General features: G+C 69.1%; 32 protein-coding genes. 29 read left to right on the top strand and 3 right to left on the bottom strand.

What is annotated here, in order from left to right; genetic code table 11:
- Window positions 1-3: 3 nt before the first annotated feature.
- The 4 genes from ADK57_RS25900 (at window position 4) to ADK57_RS25885 (ending at window position 4,896) form a co-directional block, all read left to right on the top strand.
- Window positions 4-1,356: a hypothetical protein gene (locus ADK57_RS25900; protein WP_053751969.1), complete on the top strand. Its 1,353-nt coding sequence runs from the start codon at window positions 4-6 to the stop codon at window positions 1,354-1,356.
- A complete protein-coding gene (locus tag ADK57_RS25895) occupies window positions 1,353-3,356 on the top strand; it encodes a hypothetical protein (RefSeq protein WP_053751968.1) in 2,004 nt (667 codons plus the stop codon). Before ADK57_RS25900 ends, ADK57_RS25895 begins: the two co-directional genes overlap by 4 nt.
- 207 nt (window positions 3,357-3,563) lie before the next feature.
- Window positions 3,564-4,358 (top strand): hypothetical protein, encoded by a 795-nt coding sequence (locus ADK57_RS25890; protein ID WP_053751967.1) that lies wholly within the window; start codon window positions 3,564-3,566, stop codon window positions 4,356-4,358.
- Window positions 4,359-4,377: 19 nt separating this feature from the next.
- Complete coding sequence (locus tag ADK57_RS25885; protein ID WP_053751966.1) at window positions 4,378-4,896, top strand: hypothetical protein; 519 nt, start codon at window positions 4,378-4,380, stop codon at window positions 4,894-4,896.
- Window positions 4,897-4,902: 6 nt separating this feature from the next.
- Here ADK57_RS25885 and ADK57_RS50055 read toward each other — a convergent pair whose 3' ends face one another.
- Genes ADK57_RS50055 through ADK57_RS25875 form a run of 3 tightly spaced genes read right to left on the bottom strand, consistent with a single transcriptional unit; the run spans window position 4,903 to window position 5,755 of the window.
- The gene (locus tag ADK57_RS50055; protein WP_159050147.1) at window positions 4,903-5,109 is read right to left on the bottom strand and encodes a hypothetical protein; all 207 of its coding nucleotides are present in this window, start codon (window positions 5,107-5,109) and stop codon (window positions 4,903-4,905) included.
- Between the two features lie 53 nt (window positions 5,110-5,162).
- On the bottom strand, window positions 5,163-5,477 hold the full coding sequence (locus ADK57_RS25880) for a hypothetical protein (RefSeq protein WP_053751965.1): 315 nt from the start codon (window positions 5,475-5,477) through the stop codon (window positions 5,163-5,165).
- Window positions 5,474-5,755, bottom strand: coding sequence for a hypothetical protein (locus tag ADK57_RS25875; RefSeq protein ID WP_053751964.1), 282 nt, complete (start codon window positions 5,753-5,755; stop codon window positions 5,474-5,476). Before ADK57_RS25875 ends, ADK57_RS25880 begins: the two co-directional genes overlap by 4 nt.
- A 156-nt stretch (window positions 5,756-5,911) precedes the next feature.
- Between ADK57_RS25875 and ADK57_RS25870 the strand changes: the two genes are divergently transcribed.
- The 25 genes from ADK57_RS25870 (at window position 5,912) to ADK57_RS25755 (ending at window position 19,720) form a co-directional block, all read left to right on the top strand.
- A complete protein-coding gene (locus tag ADK57_RS25870; protein ID WP_053751963.1) occupies window positions 5,912-6,265 on the top strand; it encodes a hypothetical protein in 354 nt (117 codons plus the stop codon).
- 84 nt (window positions 6,266-6,349) lie between these two features.
- Window positions 6,350-6,736: a hypothetical protein gene (locus ADK57_RS25865; protein ID WP_053751962.1), complete on the top strand. Its 387-nt coding sequence runs from the start codon at window positions 6,350-6,352 to the stop codon at window positions 6,734-6,736.
- 45 nt (window positions 6,737-6,781) lie between these two features.
- Window positions 6,782-7,489 (top strand): PP2C family protein-serine/threonine phosphatase, encoded by a 708-nt coding sequence (locus ADK57_RS25860; protein ID WP_053751961.1) that lies wholly within the window; start codon window positions 6,782-6,784, stop codon window positions 7,487-7,489.
- A 29-nt stretch (window positions 7,490-7,518) separates the two neighbouring features.
- Window positions 7,519-7,905 (top strand): hypothetical protein, encoded by a 387-nt coding sequence (locus tag ADK57_RS25855; protein WP_053751960.1) that lies wholly within the window; start codon window positions 7,519-7,521, stop codon window positions 7,903-7,905.
- Window positions 7,902-8,186 carry a hypothetical protein gene (locus ADK57_RS25850; RefSeq protein WP_053751959.1) on the top strand — a complete coding sequence of 95 codons (285 nt, stop codon included), beginning with the start codon at window positions 7,902-7,904 and terminating at the stop codon, window positions 8,184-8,186. The genes ADK57_RS25855 and ADK57_RS25850 overlap by 4 nt, the downstream gene beginning before the upstream one ends.
- Window positions 8,183-8,992: a YgjP-like metallopeptidase domain-containing protein gene (locus ADK57_RS25845; protein ID WP_053751958.1), complete on the top strand. Its 810-nt coding sequence runs from the start codon at window positions 8,183-8,185 to the stop codon at window positions 8,990-8,992. Before ADK57_RS25850 ends, ADK57_RS25845 begins: the two co-directional genes overlap by 4 nt.
- Window positions 8,989-9,120, top strand: a complete 132-nt coding sequence (locus ADK57_RS52035; RefSeq protein WP_267890781.1) for a hypothetical protein — start codon at window positions 8,989-8,991, stop codon at window positions 9,118-9,120. Before ADK57_RS25845 ends, ADK57_RS52035 begins: the two co-directional genes overlap by 4 nt.
- A gap of 8 nt (window positions 9,121-9,128) precedes the next feature.
- Window positions 9,129-9,287, top strand: coding sequence for a hypothetical protein (locus tag ADK57_RS50050; RefSeq protein WP_159050146.1), 159 nt, complete (start codon window positions 9,129-9,131; stop codon window positions 9,285-9,287).
- Complete coding sequence (locus ADK57_RS25840; RefSeq protein WP_053751957.1) at window positions 9,287-9,523, top strand: hypothetical protein; 237 nt, start codon at window positions 9,287-9,289, stop codon at window positions 9,521-9,523. Before ADK57_RS50050 ends, ADK57_RS25840 begins: the two co-directional genes overlap by 1 nt.
- Before the next feature lie 146 nt (window positions 9,524-9,669).
- Window positions 9,670-10,329: a hypothetical protein gene (locus ADK57_RS47855; protein ID WP_078973334.1), complete on the top strand. Its 660-nt coding sequence runs from the start codon at window positions 9,670-9,672 to the stop codon at window positions 10,327-10,329.
- A 567-nt stretch (window positions 10,330-10,896) separates the two neighbouring features.
- Window positions 10,897-13,329: an SGNH/GDSL hydrolase family protein gene (locus ADK57_RS25825; RefSeq protein ID WP_053751954.1), complete on the top strand. Its 2,433-nt coding sequence runs from the start codon at window positions 10,897-10,899 to the stop codon at window positions 13,327-13,329.
- 3 nt (window positions 13,330-13,332) lie between these two features.
- Window positions 13,333-13,725 (top strand): phage tail fiber protein, encoded by a 393-nt coding sequence (locus ADK57_RS25820; RefSeq protein ID WP_159050145.1) that lies wholly within the window; start codon window positions 13,333-13,335, stop codon window positions 13,723-13,725.
- Window positions 13,726-13,737: 12 nt separating this feature from the next.
- Window positions 13,738-14,574 carry a hypothetical protein gene (locus ADK57_RS25815; RefSeq protein ID WP_053751952.1) on the top strand — a complete coding sequence of 279 codons (837 nt, stop codon included), beginning with the start codon at window positions 13,738-13,740 and terminating at the stop codon, window positions 14,572-14,574.
- Window positions 14,565-14,864 carry a hypothetical protein gene (locus tag ADK57_RS25810; protein ID WP_053751951.1) on the top strand — a complete coding sequence of 100 codons (300 nt, stop codon included), beginning with the start codon at window positions 14,565-14,567 and terminating at the stop codon, window positions 14,862-14,864. Before ADK57_RS25815 ends, ADK57_RS25810 begins: the two co-directional genes overlap by 10 nt.
- An 86-nt stretch (window positions 14,865-14,950) precedes the next feature.
- Window positions 14,951-15,490 carry a class I SAM-dependent methyltransferase gene (locus ADK57_RS25805; protein ID WP_053751950.1) on the top strand — a complete coding sequence of 180 codons (540 nt, stop codon included), beginning with the start codon at window positions 14,951-14,953 and terminating at the stop codon, window positions 15,488-15,490.
- Window positions 15,483-15,698, top strand: coding sequence for a hypothetical protein (locus ADK57_RS25800; protein WP_053751949.1), 216 nt, complete (start codon window positions 15,483-15,485; stop codon window positions 15,696-15,698). Before ADK57_RS25805 ends, ADK57_RS25800 begins: the two co-directional genes overlap by 8 nt.
- A 22-nt stretch (window positions 15,699-15,720) precedes the next feature.
- A complete protein-coding gene (locus ADK57_RS25795) occupies window positions 15,721-16,002 on the top strand; it encodes a hypothetical protein (protein WP_053751948.1) in 282 nt (93 codons plus the stop codon).
- An 18-nt stretch (window positions 16,003-16,020) separates the two neighbouring features.
- Entirely contained in the window at window positions 16,021-16,227 is a 207-nt protein-coding gene (locus tag ADK57_RS25790) for a hypothetical protein (RefSeq protein ID WP_053751947.1), read from the top strand.
- A gap of 17 nt (window positions 16,228-16,244) precedes the next feature.
- Complete coding sequence (locus ADK57_RS25785; RefSeq protein ID WP_053751946.1) at window positions 16,245-16,526, top strand: hypothetical protein; 282 nt, start codon at window positions 16,245-16,247, stop codon at window positions 16,524-16,526.
- The gene (locus ADK57_RS25780) at window positions 16,526-16,732 is read left to right on the top strand and encodes a hypothetical protein (protein WP_053751945.1); all 207 of its coding nucleotides are present in this window, start codon (window positions 16,526-16,528) and stop codon (window positions 16,730-16,732) included. The genes ADK57_RS25785 and ADK57_RS25780 overlap by 1 nt, the downstream gene beginning before the upstream one ends.
- Window positions 16,732-16,947, top strand: a complete 216-nt coding sequence (locus tag ADK57_RS25775; protein WP_053751944.1) for a hypothetical protein — start codon at window positions 16,732-16,734, stop codon at window positions 16,945-16,947. Before ADK57_RS25780 ends, ADK57_RS25775 begins: the two co-directional genes overlap by 1 nt.
- Window positions 16,948-17,009: 62 nt before the next feature.
- The gene (locus ADK57_RS25770) at window positions 17,010-17,870 is read left to right on the top strand and encodes an HNH endonuclease (RefSeq protein ID WP_053751943.1); all 861 of its coding nucleotides are present in this window, start codon (window positions 17,010-17,012) and stop codon (window positions 17,868-17,870) included.
- A gap of 205 nt (window positions 17,871-18,075) precedes the next feature.
- On the top strand, window positions 18,076-18,387 hold the full coding sequence (locus ADK57_RS25765; protein ID WP_053751942.1) for an HNH endonuclease: 312 nt from the start codon (window positions 18,076-18,078) through the stop codon (window positions 18,385-18,387).
- Between the two features lie 258 nt (window positions 18,388-18,645).
- On the top strand, window positions 18,646-19,248 hold the full coding sequence (locus ADK57_RS25760) for a DNA primase (protein ID WP_053751941.1): 603 nt from the start codon (window positions 18,646-18,648) through the stop codon (window positions 19,246-19,248).
- A gap of 28 nt (window positions 19,249-19,276) precedes the next feature.
- Window positions 19,277-19,720, top strand: coding sequence for a hypothetical protein (locus tag ADK57_RS25755; RefSeq protein WP_234390423.1), 444 nt, complete (start codon window positions 19,277-19,279; stop codon window positions 19,718-19,720).
- Window positions 19,721-19,772 lie beyond the last annotated feature (52 nt).

Raw genomic sequence — 19,772 nt, 5'->3', positions numbered from 1 at the left:
GCCATGACCGCCAGCCCGCCCCTGAACGGCCACCAGAGGCCGGCCATGCCCGTACTCGGGGACTGGCGGCCCGCCACACCCGAGCCCGAGCCCGTCAAGGAACAGCGCGACCCCCAGCCCGAGCCGGCAGTCGAGACGGCGAAGTCGGACACGATCGCCCAGGCCGAAGCTGAAGCGATCCGAGCCCGCGCCTGGGCCGAGAGCGAAGAGCGCCGCATCAAGGCCGAAGCCGAAGCCAAGGCCATCGAGCTCAAAGCGGCAGCCGAGGCGGAGAAGCAGCGCCTCGCCAACGAGCGCCAGCGCATGCAGCTGGAACAGAAGTCTGCCGAGCACGAGGCCCGGATCGCCGAGGCCAACCGGAAGCGTGAGGAAGCCGAGCGGGCTACCGAGAACGCCCGGCGGCAGGCCGAAGAGGAGCAGGAGCAGGCAGCAGCAGCTGCCGAAGAGATCGCTGCCGCAGATGACAAGTGGCGGTCCTACGCGCTCTGGTTCTACCGCGTGTGCGCTGTCGTCGCGCTGCCCGTGCAGCTCAACGCCTTCTACGACCGGGATGCGCTGTGGTTGATGGCCGCACCGCTGATGCTCGAAGGTGGCGCCTGGGTCGTGCAGAAGGGTGCGGCGTCTGCCGTCGCCAACGGCCGCCCGTCGTGGCACTACCGGCTCATCGCCTGGCTGCTCGCCTTCATCGCTGCTGGCATCAACCTGTGGCACGGCCTCAACGCCTTCGACCCCGCCACTGCACTTGGTACGGCGTTCGCGTCGATCGCCGGCCCCGGCGTGTGGGACCTTCACGAGCACGGCCGCATCCGCCGCCGCGACGGCGCGCTGACCCGCCGGGAGCGGAGGGCGCGCGACAAGGCGGCCAAGGCGGAGGCCGCGCAGAGGACCGCCGAGGAGAAGCGTCGCGCCGCCGAGAAGGCAGCTGCGGAGAAGGCGGCCGAGGATGCGCGCACGGAACTCACCGAGCGGCGCATGCGGCTCTTCCCGAAGGTGTGGGAGCACGCGGAGAAGCTCGCAGCGGACCTCGGCGAGACCGATCCGAACGCGGTTTGGGCGCGCGCCAAGCTCGACGTCGAGGGCGCCAAGCCGGGCGAATCCGCGGAGGTCTTCCGCATGCGCAACGCCGCCGAAGCGCGCGTCGACGCGGCCCGCGAAAAGCGCTCCGTAAACGGATCATCACCGCAGGTCGCTTCGCAAGTGCTCGGTCCGAAGAAGCCCCGCGTCTACAACCCGCCTGCGCGCCCCGGCCGGCGCACCAAAGGCGACGTGAAGTACAGCCCCGTAGCGAGCCGTCAGGCGTCCATCGCAGCCCGCGATGCCGCCGCCAAGAAGACCGTCGAGAAGGACCCGTCATGAGCCTCGACCAGCACCCCGACCTCCCCCCGGACTGGGACCTGTCCAAGGTGATCCCCGGCGAGCTGCACGTGCCCGACGACCTGTCCGGTGAGGACATCGCGCCCGGCATCGTCGTCCCCTACGAGTCCCGGCCGCCCGTCCTCCGGCAGGCCGGTTCCGCGGCGATGGTCGTCGCGGCGAAGACCGGGCGGGCGTGTGGTCTGTCGGCCCGCTGGTTCTTTGCCGGCGCGGGTGCGGTCGGCTTCCTTGGCTGGCGGTACGTGCGCGCCCACGACCTCCAGGAGACTCTCGGCGGCATGTCGAAGAGCTCCGACTGGAACAAGGTCGACATCGTGCGCCGGAAGCGGTGGCGGCTCCTCGGCTGGACGGCGGGCATCACCACCGGCCTCAACCTGGCCGGCTGGTGGGCGCTGGTCCGCTTCGGTGAGATGACCGCCCTCGACTGGTCGTGGGTGATTCCGCCCACGACGACCGCAGCGATCGCCGCCACCCTGGTCACCATGTACGGGCGGTACCGGGTCAACCGGCCCGAGATCGGCCCCATGCAGATGATCGCCGACCAGGACAACCCCGAGTCCGACGAGCCGTTCCCGCTTGCCCTGTGCACCTCGCCCGGCATGGTCGAGGACTGCGTGTCCCGCGCCTTCGCGTGGGAAGGAATCGGCACCCGTGCCATCCGGGCGCTCGGCTTCCGCGGCAAGTTCTGGGAGATCGACGTTGTCCTCAAGGGCTCCACCCCCGGCAAGGTCAACGCCGTCGCCGAGCAGTTGGACGCCCACTTCAACATCAAGGCTGGCGGCACGCTCATCGACCCCGACCCGGCCGAGTCCGCGCACATCGTGCTGCGCCTCGTCACCGGCAACCCGTTCGAGGATATGCCGAAGCCCCGGGTGCACGCCCCGAACAGCCTCGACATCGCCGACGCCCACCACTTCGGCCGCTGCATGGACAGCAGCGACCTCACCCTCGTCATCGAAGGCCAGCGGATCCTCGTCATCGGCGTCTCCGGCGCCGCCAAGTCCACCGGCGTGCTGCGCGACCTGGCCGAAGTCATCACCGCCTGCCACAACGCGATCGCCCTCGACTTCGACCCCGTCAAGGATGGTCTGCGCGAGTTCGAAGGCGTCATGGCCGCCCCGCCGATCCGCGGCAACAGGGCCTGCGAGGAGTGGCTGGAGCACCTGGTGAAGATGGCCAAGGGCCGCAACGTCGTGCGAAACCGGCTCGGCATGGGCGACACGTGGGTGGCCACCCGGGAGCACCCGGCGATCATCGGGTTCTTCGACGAGTTCATCTATATGAGCCCGTTGGCCAAGGAGCGGTTCATCGAGCTGCTGCGGATCGGCAAGCAGTCTGGCATTTACGTGGTGGCCGCCGGCCAGGACGCCACCTCGGACGCCATGGGTGACGCGATCGCCGACACCTTCACCACGAAGATCATGCTCGCCTCCCGGTGGGACGACATCCGCATCGTCCTCGGCCAGGGCGCCGCCGCGAAGGGCTTCCGCCCCGACCGGCTCGTCCCGGCGCAGAACAAGGACATCAAGAACGACGCCGGACAGTCCTACATCAAGGGCCCGGGGCTCGACCGGCCGCTGCTGTACGGGTGGAACGAGCACAGCCGCAGCGGCATCCAGCAGTCCGTCGCCGACCGCAAGGCCGCGGGCCGACCGTGGTTCGACCGGGACACGCTCGCCGCCGCCGGTCTGCTCCACCTCGCCGACGGCGGATCGGGGGAGAAGCGCATCCCGGGCGACCGACAGATCGTGTTCGACGCCATCGAGGTCATGGCCGAGGCCGGCGTCGAGCGGATCCGCCCCGAGCCGCTCGCCGAAGCGCTCGCCGAGTTCAACCCGGACCTGTACGAGGACCTCACCGTGGCCGAGCTGAGGAAGCTCCTCAAGGACGTCGGGGTCGGCGCTCCGGTCCCTATCGGCGACATCGACGGCCTGATCAACCCGCGCGGCTACAAGCTCGAAGCGTTGACCGTTCTGACCTGATATGCGCACTGCTCGCGGGGTGCTCGGCACTGCTCGACCGCAGGTCACAGCTGCTCGACCAGGTGCTCGGACAACTGCTCGCCGAAACCGCGAGCACCCCGCGAGCAGCACCCCGAGCGGCTGTGACCTGCAACGGAGCACCAGCGAGCAGCACGCGAGCACCTCTCAAACCACCATAAAAAGATCACTCGCTTGAGGAGTCTGACCATGCCCGCGAAGCGCAAGCCGGCCCGCCGAACCGCCCCTGCGCGCGGCCGTAAGTCCACCGCCCGGACCTCCGCACGTAAGCACCCCGCTCGCCGGGTCAGGATCCCGAAAGGTGGGCCGATCCACGCCCGGATCGGCGCCAAGATGGTCCTCTTCGCCGTCTCGCACCTCGACCGGCGCGACGACACCGTCCTCTCCCGCAAGAACGCGGCCATCCTCAAGCTGACACACGAGGGCTGCCCCACCTGTAAGGGTCTCGGGCAGATCTACACCAAGGACAAGAAGACCGGCGCGTTCACCGGCGCCAAGCGCTGCCCCGCCAAACCGACCAAGCAGCACGTCTCCAAGTGGGCCGTGTACAAGGCCAGTCGGTTCGGGCCCGACAAGAGCACCGGCCTACTCGGCTGGGCCTGCCCGTGCGGGAAGAAGGAGAAACCCCGCTACAGGGACGCCAAAGCCGCCACCGCAGGACTGCGCGCCCATGAGCGGCAGAAGCACGGCGGCAGCAGCGTCGGCGGGGCCTGGTACGCGCAGGTCAGCGAAGAAGCCAAGCAGGCCGCAGACCCACAGCGAGAACCGATGCCGTCGAAGGTCGTCGCCGACTCCGGCATGACCGACCAGCAGTGGATCAAGAAGAACAAAGGCATGCCCGTCGGCAAAGCCATCGCCGCCGGCAAGTGCTGGAAGTGCTCCGGCGACGGCAAGCTCCACGCCGTCTTCGGCGACGAACAAATCCTCGTCGTCTGCCCCGAATGCAAAGGCAGCGGCAAGCCCGCCGTAGCCACCGCCAGTTGAGAGAGGAACCCCACCCGCCATGTACGACCTGCCCGAGCCGCCTGCCGCCCCCGTGGCCGGGCAGGCCACCCCGACCGACGCCGACCGTGAGCGGATCCGGCGCCTGTTCGCCGCCGTCGAGGAGATTGCCGCCGACAAGCCCACCGCGATTCGCATCGACGACCCGGCCGTGCCGTCATGGGCCGACGGATCTCGCATCGGCACCGCCCCGCCCGTCGAGCAGCCTGGGCGGCCGTCGATGACGCCGCAGGCGACCGGCGCCAGCGTGATGATGATCGCGGCCGGGTGGCTCAGCCTCTGCCTCGGCGCCGCAGTCTCGGCCGTCTTGTACTTCTCGCACGGCGCCAACGAGACCGTCGTCATCGCCCTGTGCGCGGCCCCGCCCGTCACGTTCTTCTCCCTCGGCGCCCTCGTGAAGAAGGTCAAGCAGGCCGCACCCGACGTGATCAACAATCACTACAACGGGCCCGTCCACCAGGACCAGCGCGAGGTGAAGAACAAGAACACCGGCATCTGGGTCAAGAACACCAACGGCTGAGCCTGATCAGCCAGCAGAAAGGCCCCGTCCGCTGTCATCGCGGGTCGGGGCCTTCGTCGTGGGTGCGGGGACTGCTCGCGCCACCCAGCCTGTACCGGCCGCGTCGGTAGGCAGCGTCGCCGGCCGGGCGTCCAGCAGCAGGCAGATCCGATCCAACTCCCGCTGACAGACCGCCCGGCTCTTCGCCCGCACCATGAACACCACATCGTCCATACCCGCAGTGTGGCGCGGCGGGTGGGGGAGCGGGGGCCGAATCCGGGAAGCGGCTACGGGCGCCACGTCTCGTCGTAGCCGCGCGCTCCGCGGTGCTCGTCAGCGAGGAGCCGCAGCTGGATGTCGGCGATCCTGCCCGTCGGGCCAGCCGTACCCAGGTAGGGGACGACGGTCTCGTCGAGGAACCGGGTGCGGGTTTCGGCGGCGTGGACTCTGCTGCGGGCCTGCTGTGCCGCGTCGGCCGGCTGCAGCCCGAGGTCGGCACCTGCGCTCATCGTGAAGGCTCTGGCCATCGACTGGGCGATGTCGAGCTTGTCGGCGTACTGCTGGCGCAGGAAGTCGACCATGGCGGCCTGCTCCGGGGTCATTTGCTCGGTTCCGCAGCTTGGGCGCGCTTGGCTTCGATCTCGCGGCCGACGGTGGGTTCCCGCTTCCGTTCGGCGCCGACGTTGCGGGCGATGCGTCGGAAGAACTCGTCGGATAGCCCGGTCAGTTTGGCGAGTTCGGCGGGTGTGGACCCGGCGAGCAGGTCGTCTGCCGCCCGCTTGCGGACTTCTTCGAGTTCGGCTTTGGCGGCTTCGTGGTGGCGCTTGTGGCGGGCGTAGATCCGCTGGTTTTCGTCGTCGGGTGTGTGGTCGGTGGCCATGGGCTCATGTTCGCACAACGCGTTGGCCAACGGGAAGGCCACTTGTGTTGGGGGACCTAAAGAATCATGGAGGCCAACGTGGTGGCCTCTTGCATGGCCAACATGTTGGCCTCTAGAGTGGAGTTATCGCCAGGGAGACCAGCAGGGGAGACGGAAATGCAGACCACTCGCAAAACCTGGAAGGCCATCCTCGAACTCGCCGAGCAGGACACCGGGGAGGGGCGCACCTGCAATCAGCTGGTCTCTGGATTCCTTGCTGCCAGGCAGGGCGAACGCCCTGACGTCGAGGTTCACGCTGGACGGTTCCGAATTGGGCAGCGCGTCCGCACCACCGTGGACACCCTCGGCCTCTCGCCCGCCACCCCTTTCCCGGCCGGAACGTTCGGCACCGTCGCCAATCTCCCCGACGAGTGGGGTGACTACGGCGTCGTCCTCGATGGCGAGCCGTCCGGACGCAGGCACGCCTACGGCGACAACGAACTCGCCCCAGCCCTCACCCTGCTCACCTGAACCCGTGAGACGCCCCACGCGGCCCGGCCTTCACCGGCCGGGCCCGCCGATCCACCGCACACCCGCACCAAGGGGGACCCGCAGATGCTCGCCACCGCCAAGCTCCGCAGTCGCACCAAGACGGCCGCCCGCACCGCCGTCAAGGCCCTCCGGTACTGCTGCATCTCCGGCATCGTCGCCGTCCTCGTCGACGGCGGGCAGCTCATCCGCACCGGCGATGCTCTCGACCGTTTCGGCGGTGGCGACCTCCCCGACGGTCAGCAGTCCTGGTACGGGCGGCACGTCGCCAAGGCGTACCGCAAGACGCACGGCGGCGACGCCATCCGCGTGTGGGCCCGGCACCGCACCACCGGCCGCTGGATCCACGTTCACGTATACGCCCCCGCCGACCCGGCGTTGCTTGTCGGCCTCCGCAGCTACAAGGCCACCCGGCACCTCGCTGACCGCGCCAACTTCGCGGAGGCCGCCTAAACCAACTTCGCCGCTCGCCTCCCGCTCGCCGACCCGGAGAACGCCATGGGAAACCACGCCACCGCCCAGCTGATCGGCGACCGCTCCCACCAGTGCGACGCTACCGCGACGTACACCCACAACGGCGCGCGTGCCTACGTCCTCTGCGACGGCATCGGCTCCACCCCCGCGGTACGCCGATGGACCCTCGCCACCACCCGCCGCCTCGCAGTGGTGGCCGCCCGCCATGGCGACGCCGAGGCCGGCTTGCGCACCGTCTACACCAACATCGCCCGCCAGCGCGCCCAGCGAGACCCGTGGACCCGCGACCGGATGCCCGCCGCGTGCGCCGTCGTCGCAGTCGCTGCCCCCGGCAAGCCCCTCACCGTCGCCTGGTGCGGCGACTCCCGCGCCTACCTCCTCACCCCCACCGGAACCCTGACCCGCCTCACCGAAGACCACAACCTGCGCCGCGTCCGGGGCGGCAACCGCAACCTCATCACCTCCTGCCTCGGCGGCACCGACACCGACACGGAGACGATCGACCACTCCGGCCACCCGGCCATCGAAACGGTCACCCGGCATGCCGACGGCTGCCGCCTGCTGTTGGCGTCCGATGGCGCCTACGAGCCCCTCGAAGACTCCTGCCGCACCCTGTCCGACTACCTGATCGGCACCCCCACCGAAGCGGCCCGCGACTTCACCCAGGCCGCCATCGACCACGCCGGCCAGTACGCCGACAACGCCACCGTCCTCATCGCCGACCTCGACTGACACCGCCACCTACGCGTAAGGAACCCGCCGTGACCGCCAACCAGATCGATGCCTCAGAACTGGCGAAGGCCCTCCTTCGACTCGCCGACATCACCCAAGGAATGGTCGAGCGGTACGGCATCTACCGCGACGGGCGGGCCCGCATCAGCGAACGAGCTGTGCTGTACGGCATGTTCGACCTCGATCCCGCCACCTACTTCCTGCCCGAGAACAGGGAAGGTCTGGCGATGTGGCAGGCCGAATGGAGGCAAACCCGCCGCGACGGCACCCGCGGGCACTACAACGCGCTGCGGGATGCCATACGCGACGCCCTGGTTGATCAGCTTCCCGGCGACTGGCGCAACGGTGGCCTCTACACGCCGGACCAGATCCGCGACATCGCGCATGCGGAAGTTACCGCCGAGGACCCGTCGTGATCGCCCGCCCGCCGCGTACCGTCCCGGTCCCGGACGCGGTGGCCCTGCTCGCCGGCCGCCAACTCCCGCCCCACGTGCGTGAGGCGGTCGGGGAGGCGGCCCTGTGCGGGAGGCTGCTCACCAGCCGCACCCACGCCGTCTGCCACCCGGCCATCCGGTACGAAGCCGCGCAGACGCTGTACGGGCGGATCGCCGGGGCGAACAAGCAGCTGGCCGCGTGCAATCCCGGACTCATCATCGGATGGGCCGACTTGCCCGGACTCAGGAAGGGGGAACGATGACCGCTCCCGCCGCCGTAACGGCCGAGGCAATCCGTGAAGCCCTCGCCACCGACCCCCGCCTCGCCAAGCACGTTACTCATATCCAGATCAGCGCTCGGCGTAAGACCCTCGGCATGGCCATGAGCCCGGGAGACGACGGCATCACCCTGCAAGTCCCCGCCGACGCCACACCCGGCGAAGTGCTCCGGCTCTTGTCAAAGAACCGGGACCGGATCGGCGTCATGCTGAACAAGGCCAAGAAATGCGTGCCCGGCCACCCCGTTAAAACCTTCATCGGCGGTGAAGGCTTCCTGTGGCTGGGTCGCTCCGCTCGCCTGCGCCTGGTCGACAACCCGGACGTGAAGCTGCGCCACGCCTCCGGCTACGGCACCGGCTACTGGTTCGAACTCGACTCCACCGCCGTGCCGAACGCGGCGACGACGTTCATCGACTGGTACATCCGCGAGGGAACCGCCTGGATTCAGGTCGAGGCTGAACAGATCTGGTCCCGCATGGCACCCCGCCGCCCCATGCCCACGGTGAAGGTCGGGAACATCGGCCGCACCCGGTGGGGCAAGCACGACGGTCGACCTGGGCGCGACGACGTCACCATCGCCTGGCAGACCCTCCAGCTCGACCCGCCCCTGGTCCGCCACGTTCTCACCCACGAACTCACGCATGCCACCCGCCCCGGCGGCACCTCGCACGGCCCCGAGTTCTGGCGCACCTTCGAACGCGCCGAGGTTGACGCCCGTCAGACCGCTCGCCGCCTCGACGAAGAGGGCCGTCACATCTGGATGGGCGATGTACGACAGGGACCCGCATGACCGCACCACCCGAGCCCGAGCCCGCCCCGCCGCTGCCGACCGAGCCCCGGCTGCACGACTGGGACGACGACCCCCGCACCGCAGCCCGATACGACCGGGCGTACTGGACCGACCGAGACGAGGACTAGCCATGCGAATGGTCACCGTAAAGAACGACGGCACGACGACCGTGGAACTGACCGACGTCGAGGCGCACGCCCTCCGCGACGTCCTCGGCGCCGTCGCCAAGACCGGCAACGACCCTGCCTGGACGCTGCACCGCCTCCTGGCCCACGCGCACGGAGACGAGGACTAATGACTGCCCCGCCCGCCCCGACGGTCGCCGAGCAGTACCCGATCCGAGGCGTCCGTTTCGTCAACGGCCGCACCCGACACCGCACCCGAAGGCCCGACAACAACCGCTGGTGGGACCTCCTACACGCCGCCTGCGGGAAAACCGGCTACAAGACCGACGCCTACACCTTCGGAACCATCCGCGACTGCAGGGGCTGCGCGCAAGCCATCGCCAGCAACAACCAGAAAGCCGCATGAACACCGTGGCCCTGCCCCCGCCGACCGGGACAGGGCCGCAGGCGTGTGCGCGGCACCACTGAGCCAATGGCCCAGCGTTGTCAACCTCGTGGTGCACCATTGGCCTATTGCGTCACCTGCTTCCCGCACCGCACGAGGAGCCTGCCGTGTACGACCACCCCACCCCCGCCGCAGAGTTCGACTATGAATGGCCGACCTGCGATCCCTGTGGACGCCAACTCCGCCATGACGAACTCGGGCGCACCGCCTGTCGGCTCTGCCAGGACCGCATCGATCTCGCCCTCCGGCAACTCCCGGGCCCCGACGGTCTGTATGCCCAACTCGCCGACCGGCTCGTCCCCGGGCGAGGCGGCGACGGCCAGGTCGTGTCCGTATCGCGCACCCCGCCCTTGCCGCTGCGCCTCGAACCGCTCAGCCTCATGGCCCGCGGTGGCGTCGTCACCATCCTGCAAACCTGGCAGGTCGACTGGCACGAGCACTTCGGCTGGCGTCACCCGCGATGGAACGGCGGCCTGCAGCAGCAACTCGACGAGGCCGTCCACGCGTTGCGCGTCAACCTTGAAGGAGCCGCGAGCACGCACCCGGCATTCGGTGAGTTCGCGCAGGAAGTCGCCGCCCTGGTCCGGCAATGCGAGCGCCAGATCACGGGTGAACGCCCCGAGCGTCCGATCGCTGTCGCCTGCCCGTGCGGCACCGTATTGCGGGTCACCGTTTCTACCCCCGGTGCAAGGTGTCGCGGCTGCTCGACTCAGTACGCGCGCACGGAAGTTCTCGACCTGCCGCTCGCCGAGAGAGCAGCCGCGTAGGCCAAGCTCGGGTCAGCGCTTGCACTGTTGATCGTTCGTATGTCACAGTGGCCTCGCCGGAACACAAGTGTGTCCGCAGACCTCTTAAGCCCCCAGCTTCCGCCGGGGGCTTTCTGCTTGCTTGGGGGTGGGCGATGCACCTCGCTGAGCTGTACCCCGAGGATCTGGTTTTCGAGCACGAGGCCGTGGCTGCGACCGGGGTCCCCGGCCCTGTCATCCGGCAATGGGCGCGGCGCGGGAAGATCCGCCGATTCAGGGGGCGACCCGGCGAATACTCCGGCCAGGGCCACGAGTACAAGACCATGTACGCCCTCCCTGAAGTCCAGACATGCGCCGCTTCCTACCGGCCGATGCCTCAGCGGGCACCCCACGCCGCCTAGATCCCCTGCGCTGGCGAGGCGCAGGCCGGGCCTTGAAGCGCCACGCGCTCGGCCCGCTCGTCCGCCTGGTCCTAGTGGGGGGCCAGGCGGACGCACCCCCCCCGGGGGGCGCCCGGTCCCACGCCCCGACGTCCCGCCGCCCGTAACGCCCCCGTCTCGGGCGGCGGGACACCCCGAGGAGGTGGCCGTGGCCTTCCCGAGTGGCGCCTCCACGATCACGCTGACCGGCACCTTCCCCGTCCCCGTCGCAGGCACCGCCCGCACGGGCCGTGTCGTCCTCACCCCGTCCGCGCGGCTCGTCGACTCCACACAGCAGGCGATCTACAGCGGCGGCGGCTCCATCACCCTCGACGCCGACGGCAAGTTCAGCGTCACCCTGCTGTGCACCAACGACACCGACGTCCAGCCCGCCGGCTGGCGGTGGCGGGTGGATGAGCAGCCCTCCGGCGGTACACGCGCCATCTACTGGATCGACCTGCCGTCCACCCTCGGCGCCACAGTCGACCTGTCGACACTCGCGCCCGTCTCCGAACCCGACGGCAGCGGCACCTCCACACCCCCCACCGGGGCCGCGGGCGGTGCGCTCACCGGCACCTACCCGAACCCGCAGCTGTCCCCGGCGACGATCGACGCATTCGACCCCGCCGGAGCAGCCGCCACCGCCCAGACCACCGCCGCCGCAGACGCGACCGCGAAAGTCGCCGCCCACTCGGCGGACACAGCAGACGTCCACGGCATCCCGGACACCGCCCAACTCGAAACCACGTCCGGCGCCCAGGCGAAAGCCGACAGCGCACAAGCCGGCGCAGTCGCAGCAGCCGGCTCCGACGCCACCGGCAAGGTCACGGCACACGCGACAGCAACGGACCCGCACGGCGACCGGGCGTGGGCGAACGGCCAGTTCGCGACCACCACCGTCGTCACCACCCTGACCGGAACCGTCACCACCCTCCAAGGGGACGTTACCGACCTCGACACGAGGATCGACGGCCTCGAGACCGCACTGCCGCTCAAGGCGGACAAGACCGGGGCGACCTTCACCGGTGCGGTGACGGTCAACGGAGCTGATCTCTCCGTTCTGGGAACGGGGAAGGGCTACCGATTCCGGAGGGGCGGCGGCGCCCTCGATCTGGAGGCGACCGGATCGGACCTGCTGATCTCCAACTGGTCCGGCCCCGCCTTCGACGGGACGCAGCGGAGCTACCTGCGCTTCAGCGCGGACGCCCTGAACACGCAGATCGCAGGGAAGGTCGAACATGTCGACACCCTGTACGGGACGGTCCGGCATGTCCTGGATGGCGCCGCCAACACGGTCGGCCTGTACGGCGCGGCGCCGGTAGCCCAGCAGACCGTGCCAGGCTCCCGAGCCGACGGAACCGCCCTCGCGAACGCGCTCGCCGCCCTGGATGCGGTCGGCCTCATCGACAACACCAGCGTCCCCGGGATCGCGAACCCGTGGCGGCGCCGCGACCTGCCGGACCCGGTCACCGCCGACAGCGTGTACACCGGCACGGCGCCCACGATCAGCGTCGCGCAGACCGGCACGCCGACGTCCGGGTACATCCGCTACTCGCCCGCCGGAGTGGCTCTCAGCGGCACGGACGTGACCGGCCCGTTCACCTACCTCGGCGCCGGCGGCTTCCAGGTCGGCACCGGCACCCCCGACTCCGGGTATGTACTGCCGACCTCCCGCTACCCCAACACCCGCGGCAACCTCACCAGCAGCCAGGCTGTGTGGTCGCTGGAGTTCGGGACCGACGCGCAGACCTTCCAGCTGCGCTTCAACTACCAGACGGCGGGCACCTACCGGCTGTCGATCGACGGCCGCAAAGTCACCGATCTGATGCAGGCCGTCGGCGGCACCACGGCGGGCAGCACGCACCTGATGACCGTCGACCTTGGCACGTCGGCACCGCGCCGCATCAGGTTCGACTTCTACACCGTGCCGTTCGGCGGGATCTACATCCCGCCCACCGCCACCCTGTGGGGCGTCCCCGCTCAGGGCGGGCGGCTGGCGGTGTTCGGCGACAGCCTCTCCGACGGCAGCAACCAGAACGCCGGCGGCGGCGCCGGCACCTGGGTTCAGCGTGCCGCCCGCCTCCTCGGCTCCACCGACGTGTGGGACGAGGCCCGAGGCGGCACCGGCTACATCACCGCCGGGTCCTACGCCACGCTCGCCGACCGGGTCAACACGGACGTCATCGGCTGGACGCCGTCCAGGCTGATCGTGTGGGCGGGCTACAACGACAACACCGGCAACCAGACGACGATCGCCACCGCAGCGGCCTCCCTGTACGCGGCCATCAAGGCCGGGCTACCGGCCTGCGAGGTGTACGTCATCGGCTGCTGGTCCCCGACCGGGTCACCGGGCGCGTCCATCACCAACACGGACACGACGCTGCGCACCGCAGCCGCGGCGGCCGGGTTCCCGTTCATCTCACCCGTCACCGGCTCCTGCTACGACGCGTCCGGCGCGCTCGTGGCCACGCACGGCGCGTTCATCACGACGGCGAACGCTGCCGCGTACATCGGCGCCGACGCGATCCACCCCAACGACGCCGGGCACGTCTACCTGTCCCGCCGGATCACCGCAGCAATCCGGGCCCTCATGCCCGCCTAGGAGGTGAGTCCGATCGCGGACAACCTTTCGAATACCGCCGAAAATCGGGCCCTGGACTGGCTGATGGGCAACGCCACCACGGCGCCCACCACGCCCCTCAAAGTGGCCCTCGTGACCGCGAACGGCAGCGACACGACAGCGGGCACCGAAGTGACGGGCGGCTCCTACGCCCGGAAGAACATGACCGTCGCAGCCGCCACCAACGGCGCCACCAGCAACAGCGCCGACCTGTCGTGGACGGGCATGCCCGCCGCGACCGTCGTCGGCGTGGAGGTGTGGGACAACGCCGGAACCCCGGTGCGGCTCTGGTACGGGGCGCTGACAACACCGCGCACCGTCGCAGCAGGGGACGAACTGAAGATCGTCGCAGGATCGCTGTCGTTCTCCCTGGCGTGACCGGAGGCCCGCATGCCGATCCTCAGCACGCTGGTCGACAATTTCAACGACAACACGATCTCCGGCAACTGGGGCGACTCCTACGGAGGGGTCACCGAGACCGGCGGCCGGGCACGGGTGCCGCTGGTAGCCGGGCAGTACGCCGGCTTCCAGACGGGTCGGGCGTGGACCCTGGCCGGGGCCACCATCTACCTGAAACTGGTCACTCGGCCCGCGGCGAGCACGGGCACGGACGTCGGCGCCAACTTCATGATCACATCGGCGACGGCGGGCACTGGACTCGGCTTCAAATACAACGCGGTCACCGCCAAACTGCGCATGCAATCCAACGTCTCCTACTACGACGCAGCAGCCGTCGAGATCACCTACGACGCCGTACAACACCTGTGGCTGCGAATCCGCGAAGACGGCACCAACATCTACTGGGACACATCCCCAGACGGCTCAACGTGGACGAACCGGCGCACCCTCGCCACACCCGCCTGGGTTGCGGCCAACGTCGACACCTGCGCCGTCGACCTGTTCTGCTACCGCGACGCCGGAGTCACGGACTACGCCGAATACGACAACGTCAACACGCTGTCCGACGGCGCCGTCTACAACGGGGCTGCGACGCTCACCTCCGACAGCACGCTCACCGCAGCAGCGGCAGCAATCACCGTCACCGCCGCAGACCTGACCGCGCAGAACAGCCTCACCGCCACAGTCACACTCACGGCCCACGCAGACGCCGCCCTCACCGCAGACGCCGACCTGACCGCCGACACCGCGGGCGCGGACCACTCCGACGTTGACTTCCGGGTCGGCCGCCCGACGGCCGGTTGGGCGGTGAGCACGCCATGGAGATAGCCGCCTCAAGCACCGAATACATCCGGGTCACCGCGACGTCGCGGGCGGCCGGCAGCACCGTGAACGCCGCAGCTCCGCCCAAGTTCGCGTTCCTGCCCGCCAGCGTGACCGGCAACCCGGAGGTGGCGGACTGGATGACAGGGGAGTGGGCGTCACCGCACGCCCGCATCCTCATCGGCCCATCCGGCGGCGCCACCACCCTGGAGGCAGGCGAGTACCGGGTGTGGCTGGCCTGGGCCGCCGGAACCGAAGCGCCCGTCTACCGGGCCGGAACACTCACCGTCTACTAGAAGGGCCCGCGCCATGGCCGACGACCTGCTCGTCATCATCCCTACCCGCGGCCGGCCCCACACCATCGAAAACGCGAGGTGACCTCATGCCCACCAGTGACACCGAGGGCAAGGACTGGTCCCTCGAGTGGTTCAAGCGCCACCTGCCGAACACGGTCACCGATGTCGGGCCCGGCGAAGGCACCTACGCCAAACTCTTCCGGCCCGTACACGAGGGCGTGTGGTGGACAGCGGTAGAGATCCACAAGCCGTACATCACCAAGTACAAGCTCAAGTCCACGAAGACGCGGACGATGTACGACGAGATCCACGTCGAAGACGTCCGCGAGAGCGCCGACCATCTCTTCTACCGGGACCTCGTCATCGCGGGCGACGTTCTCGAGCACATGCCGCGCGAGGACGCCGTCGCCCTCCTCGAACGCATCGTCGCCGCCGGAGCGTGGAACATCCTCGTCTCCGTGCCCATCGTCGAGAGCGTGCAGGGCGAAGTCGACGGCAACCCGCACGAAGAGCACGTGCATCAATGGGACGCCGACGGCATGGACGCCGTGCTTGGCGGACTCGGCGGGCAGGTCGACAGCCTTCGCGGATCGACGCTCGGCGTCTGGTGGTGGAACCGTGGCTGACCCCGACGACTGGTCGCGCCCGTTCCGCCTACGTCTCACCGACGGCCGCATCTGGCACGGTGCCGAGTTCGCCGACGGCTTCGTCTGTGTCCACCACCCCGACGAAATCAACATCTGCACCATCGCCGTCAGCATCGACGGACTCCTCGCCGACCGGCTGCCCGAGCATCCGATGTGCGGGGCGACCGTCGAGCGACTCGACACCTGATCTCCACGGAAGGCCCGCACCCATGGAACCCGTCAGCGACAAGTTCAAGGCGGCCCTGGTCGAAACGCGCGTCGAGCTGGCGGTCAACTCAGAACTGGAAGCCGACTTCAACAAGCACCAGCACCTACTGCCCGGCCGCGAGCTATCCCGACGGCGCGACGGCGAACACGTCATCCTCACCTGGCTGGCACCGGACGCGCCGCCCGAAGCCACCACCATGAGCCCCTATTTCACGCTCACAGGCGACCGCATCGAACTCGGTGGCATCGACTACTACGACGCCGCCGGACACCGCATCACCTGACCTCACGGAGCCCGCGCCATGAACCACCCGGCGGACCCCAAGGACTTCACCCTCCACGCCGAGCCCTACACCGACGGCAGCAGCGCCATCCTCTCCCTGCGCTGCCCGAGCTGCCACGGCTACGAACTCGGCAACTGGGACCCCAAGTACGACGAGAACGCCACACCGACCGTCGCCGACCTCCTCGCTGCGATCGCAGCCCACGAACACGTCCTCATCGGCTAGACCCAGGAGCCCGCGCCATGGCTACCGTCGAACTGCACGTCGCTAACGAACTCCTCGACGACTTCGAAGCGATCCGCCCCAAGCTCAACGGCCGCGAGACCGGACGTCGACCCAGCCCAGTCGACGGCGTGACCATCCTCGACATGCAGATGGACGGCGCGCCAAAGCAGGCCGCGACCATGGAAGTCGTGGTGCGGCGCGAGGACGGGCAGCCTGAGGTCAGCGAGATCCACTACTGGGATGAGCACGGCATCTTCCTCGCGCCCGTCGTGCCCTTCCGCAAGGTGGTGGAAGGCTGATGACCGGCGTACCCAGCTACCGGCAGCTCGCCGAGAAGACCCTCGGCCAGGCCGCCGCCGAACTCAACGGACTGCCGACCGGCCGTATCCCCACCGACATCGTCATGGCCAACGCTGCCAAGGTGCAGGCAACCGCCACCATCGCCGCAGTACAGGCGCTCCTGGAAATCGGCGATGTCCTCCGTGAAACGCTGAGGCGAGACTGATGCCGGCTTACCTCGTCATCCACCCGCGCGGACAGAAGCGCGACGACGTCCTCATCGAAGGCGACGACATCACCCTCACCATTCAAGGCAGCTGGGCCGTCCTCGCCGACACCGAAGGCGTCTGCCTCGCCATCCCGTCCGGACAAGGGGCGAGCATCCAACGCATCGACCCGCCAGAGGAACTGGCAGACCAGACTGGAGCGTTGAACAAGTAGGACCCCGGCGGATGCTACGAACATCCCCGGGGCGTGGCCGACCCTGAAGCGACAGGACCGACATGACCAACGCTACACGCGCCTGCGACCGCTGCGGCGCCGACATCTCCGCTCTCCACCGCAACGCCCGGCGCTGCAAGACCTGCCCCAAGCGCGAGCCCCTCGGCGTCTTGCCCGAACGGCCATGCGACATCTGCGGGACCATCTACACGCCGAAGCGCCGCGACTCCCTCTGCTGCTCACGCTCCTGCAACGGACTCCGCTACAACAGGCTCTACGCAGCCAGGCAGAAGGAAGCCGAACCCGAGCGCGCCTGCTTCGGCTGCGACGCCACCTTCAAAGCCTGGCGCACCGACCAGAAGTACTGCACCCCAGACTGCGGCAATCGGCATCGCGCACGGCGGGCCATCGTGTACGCCGATCTCACGCCGCGCCCATGCGAACGCTGCGGCACCGTCTTCACGCCCAAGCAGTCCACCTCCGTGTTTTGCTCCCGCCTCTGCAGCAGGCGCGTCTCCTACGCCCGCTACCGGCCGCAGCGAGTCGCCGCAGCCGTTGCGTGGGGCCGCGCCAACCCGGAACTACGGCGAGCGATCGCCGCCCAGTACAAGGCGGCGCGGCGTGCATGGGAGAAGCTCAACCCCGACAGCGTCGGCGTCGACAGCCGTGAATGGCGCAAGCTCGTCCGCCACTACCGCCACCGCTGCGCCTACTGCGGCGGGAACCAGGGCGGCCTCCACATGGACCACGTCGTCCCCTTGTCCCGCGGCGGCCGGCACGCCATTGGCAACGTCCTCCCCGCCTGCCAGGGATGCAACCTCGCGAAGGGCGCCAAGCTCGTAGCTGAATGGAAGCGAGATGAAGCCGCATGGTCGCAGGACGAGAAGCCAGCCCCAAGGATGCCTCTGCCACTGAGCGCCTGATGCGCTACTGGGCCGAGGGCGCAGGGGCGGCCAAGATCCAATGGGGCGTTCCGGGCGACTTCGACCGGTGCGTTACCGAGCTGAGCAAGCACGTCGGCCCGGGAATCGTGAAGGGGCTTTGCTCCAACCTCCACCAACGTGCGACTGGCGCGCGTCCTGGCCACGCGCCAGGAGAGGAAGCCATGCGCCACGCCAAGGGCAACTGATGGCCAGCCAGGGCCGGCGTGCAGCCCCGCTCCCCAAGGGCTGGGCCCGCATCCGTACCCGGATCCTGAAGCGCGACGGGTGGCGCTGCCGGTGGCCGCTCTCGACCGGTGGCCCGTGCGGGGAGCCAGCCAACCAGGTGGACCACAAGGTCGGCGCCGCTCAGGGCGTGGACGACCACAGCGACGAGAACCTGTGGTCCCTGTGTCAGTGGCACCACGACCAGAAGACGGGGCGCGAGGCGTCGGCCGCGGCCCACGCCAAGCCCGCCAGGGCTCGGCCGGCCGAGCCGCACCCTGGGTTGATCAACTGACCGGGGCGACTCGAAGATCACGACGGCAAGATCACCCTGGGGGCACCCCCAAGATCATCTAAATCCTGGCGATCGGGCACGTTAGCTTGCCGCGGTGCGCGTGACTCTGGGGATCTGATGATCAAGCTCTGACCTGCGGCGATGTGCGGGGCGTGCGCGGCGGCCGTGCGGGCCGGCCAGCTCGTCTGACCGTCACGAGACTGCATCAGCGCAGCTCAGAATAGGTATTGCCGTCACGCACTCCGCTATGATGGGGGCATGAAGACGAAGCGCTGCGAGCACTGCCGGGAGCACCTTGCTGCCAGGCATGCGCACAACGCGCGTTTCTGCTCCGGCCGCTGTCGCATGGCTGCCCATCGTGCAGGCCGGCGCAAGGCTGATCCCCTTCCGTCTGCGATGACGCGGCGCAAGCAATGGGTGCGGCACACCGATCGCAAGGTGCCGCTCTCGGTTGTGGGCCCGAAGGTCCGGCCTGCGTCGTCGACGGATCCGGAGACGTGGAGCAGCTACAGCAAGGTCTGCCGTTCATCGGCGGGTGTTGGCGTGGGTTTCGTGCTCAGCTGGGCGGATCGGCTCGTGTGCATCGACCTTGACCATGCGCTGCTTGACGGCGAGTTGCGCCCGTGGGCCCGGCGCATCGTGGACGGGCTGCCGGAGACGTACATCGAGGTTTCGCCGTCCGGGACGGGCCTGCACATTTGGGGCTTCGGATCGGTGGGCCGGGGGCGCCGGATCCGCCGCGGGGACTCGTCGGTCGAGGTGTACGACCGTGGCCGCTACATCACCGTGACGAGGCAGCCGTTCGAGGACGCTCCGTCGAAGCTGGCCGATCTGACGCGGGTGATCGACGACTTGCTGTGAGGGGGTGCCCCTGATGGCTGGTCGTGGGATGGCGCCGAAGGCGACGCGTTCACGCGCCCGGGATTCGAAGGCTCGGGATGCCGAGCTTCATCGGGTGGAGGGCGATGACGAGGTCCGTGGCCCGGAGCTCCCCGAGGGGGTTCTGCCGGATCAGGAGTCGTGGCATCCGCGGACAGTGCAGTGGTGGGAGACGTGGCGGCGCTCGGCACAGGCGCAGGTCTTCATCGACACCGACTGGGATTTCCTCTTGGACACGGCGCTTCTGCACCACGTCATGTGGACCAAGGGGCGTTGGGAATTTGCGTCCGAAGTCCGGCTGAGGGCTGCGAAATACGGGGCGACACCGGAAGACCGGATGCGCCTGAAGCTGAAGATCGAGACTCCCGCCGACAAGCAGGGGCAGCCTGAAACGCCACGGTCGACGTCGGACCGGCGGAAGAACCTGCGGATCGTGTCGGAGGATGCCGTGTAGGGGGTGCCATGCCGTGGCGCGGACCCCAGTACGACGGCGAGTTCCCTTCTCT

This window comes from Streptomyces sp. MMG1533 (assembly GCF_001279775.1).
Taxonomy (GTDB): Bacteria; Actinomycetota; Actinomycetes; order Streptomycetales; family Streptomycetaceae; genus Streptomyces.
The sequence above is the reverse complement of the archived record's forward strand: the minus strand, read 5'-3'. Positions and strand labels throughout refer to the sequence as shown.

What these genes read in the sequence shown, in the direction of transcription:
- ADK57_RS25900 (WP_053751969.1), top strand. Translation starts at nt 4, where the DNA reads ATGACCGCCAGCCCGCCCCTGAACGGCCACCAGAGGCCGGCCATGCCC.
- ADK57_RS25895 (WP_053751968.1), top strand. Translation starts at nt 1,353, where the DNA reads ATGAGCCTCGACCAGCACCCCGACCTCCCCCCGGACTGGGACCTGTCC.
- ADK57_RS25890 (WP_053751967.1), top strand. Translation starts at nt 3,564, where the DNA reads ATGCCCGCGAAGCGCAAGCCGGCCCGCCGAACCGCCCCTGCGCGCGGC.
- ADK57_RS25885 (WP_053751966.1), top strand. Translation starts at nt 4,378, where the DNA reads ATGTACGACCTGCCCGAGCCGCCTGCCGCCCCCGTGGCCGGGCAGGCC.
- ADK57_RS50055 (WP_159050147.1), bottom strand. Translation starts at nt 5,109, where the DNA reads ATGGACGATGTGGTGTTCATGGTGCGGGCGAAGAGCCGGGCGGTCTGT.
- ADK57_RS25880 (WP_053751965.1), bottom strand. Translation starts at nt 5,477, where the DNA reads ATGACCCCGGAGCAGGCCGCCATGGTCGACTTCCTGCGCCAGCAGTAC.
- ADK57_RS25875 (WP_053751964.1), bottom strand. Translation starts at nt 5,755, where the DNA reads ATGGCCACCGACCACACACCCGACGACGAAAACCAGCGGATCTACGCC.
- ADK57_RS25870 (WP_053751963.1), top strand. Translation starts at nt 5,912, where the DNA reads ATGCAGACCACTCGCAAAACCTGGAAGGCCATCCTCGAACTCGCCGAG.
- ADK57_RS25865 (WP_053751962.1), top strand. Translation starts at nt 6,350, where the DNA reads ATGCTCGCCACCGCCAAGCTCCGCAGTCGCACCAAGACGGCCGCCCGC.
- ADK57_RS25860 (WP_053751961.1), top strand. Translation starts at nt 6,782, where the DNA reads ATGGGAAACCACGCCACCGCCCAGCTGATCGGCGACCGCTCCCACCAG.
- ADK57_RS25845 (WP_053751958.1), top strand. Translation starts at nt 8,183, where the DNA reads ATGACCGCTCCCGCCGCCGTAACGGCCGAGGCAATCCGTGAAGCCCTC.
- ADK57_RS52035 (WP_267890781.1), top strand. Translation starts at nt 8,989, where the DNA reads ATGACCGCACCACCCGAGCCCGAGCCCGCCCCGCCGCTGCCGACCGAG.
- ADK57_RS50050 (WP_159050146.1), top strand. Translation starts at nt 9,129, where the DNA reads ATGGTCACCGTAAAGAACGACGGCACGACGACCGTGGAACTGACCGAC.
- ADK57_RS25840 (WP_053751957.1), top strand. Translation starts at nt 9,287, where the DNA reads ATGACTGCCCCGCCCGCCCCGACGGTCGCCGAGCAGTACCCGATCCGA.
- ADK57_RS25815 (WP_053751952.1), top strand. Translation starts at nt 13,738, where the DNA reads ATGCCGATCCTCAGCACGCTGGTCGACAATTTCAACGACAACACGATC.
- ADK57_RS25810 (WP_053751951.1), top strand. Translation starts at nt 14,565, where the DNA reads ATGGAGATAGCCGCCTCAAGCACCGAATACATCCGGGTCACCGCGACG.
- ADK57_RS25805 (WP_053751950.1), top strand. Translation starts at nt 14,951, where the DNA reads ATGCCCACCAGTGACACCGAGGGCAAGGACTGGTCCCTCGAGTGGTTC.
- ADK57_RS25795 (WP_053751948.1), top strand. Translation starts at nt 15,721, where the DNA reads ATGGAACCCGTCAGCGACAAGTTCAAGGCGGCCCTGGTCGAAACGCGC.
- ADK57_RS25790 (WP_053751947.1), top strand. Translation starts at nt 16,021, where the DNA reads ATGAACCACCCGGCGGACCCCAAGGACTTCACCCTCCACGCCGAGCCC.
- ADK57_RS25785 (WP_053751946.1), top strand. Translation starts at nt 16,245, where the DNA reads ATGGCTACCGTCGAACTGCACGTCGCTAACGAACTCCTCGACGACTTC.
- ADK57_RS25780 (WP_053751945.1), top strand. Translation starts at nt 16,526, where the DNA reads ATGACCGGCGTACCCAGCTACCGGCAGCTCGCCGAGAAGACCCTCGGC.
- ADK57_RS25775 (WP_053751944.1), top strand. Translation starts at nt 16,732, where the DNA reads ATGCCGGCTTACCTCGTCATCCACCCGCGCGGACAGAAGCGCGACGAC.
- ADK57_RS25770 (WP_053751943.1), top strand. Translation starts at nt 17,010, where the DNA reads ATGACCAACGCTACACGCGCCTGCGACCGCTGCGGCGCCGACATCTCC.
- ADK57_RS25765 (WP_053751942.1), top strand. Translation starts at nt 18,076, where the DNA reads ATGGCCAGCCAGGGCCGGCGTGCAGCCCCGCTCCCCAAGGGCTGGGCC.
- ADK57_RS25760 (WP_053751941.1), top strand. Translation starts at nt 18,646, where the DNA reads ATGAAGACGAAGCGCTGCGAGCACTGCCGGGAGCACCTTGCTGCCAGG.
- ADK57_RS25755 (WP_234390423.1), top strand. Translation starts at nt 19,277, where the DNA reads ATGGCGCCGAAGGCGACGCGTTCACGCGCCCGGGATTCGAAGGCTCGG.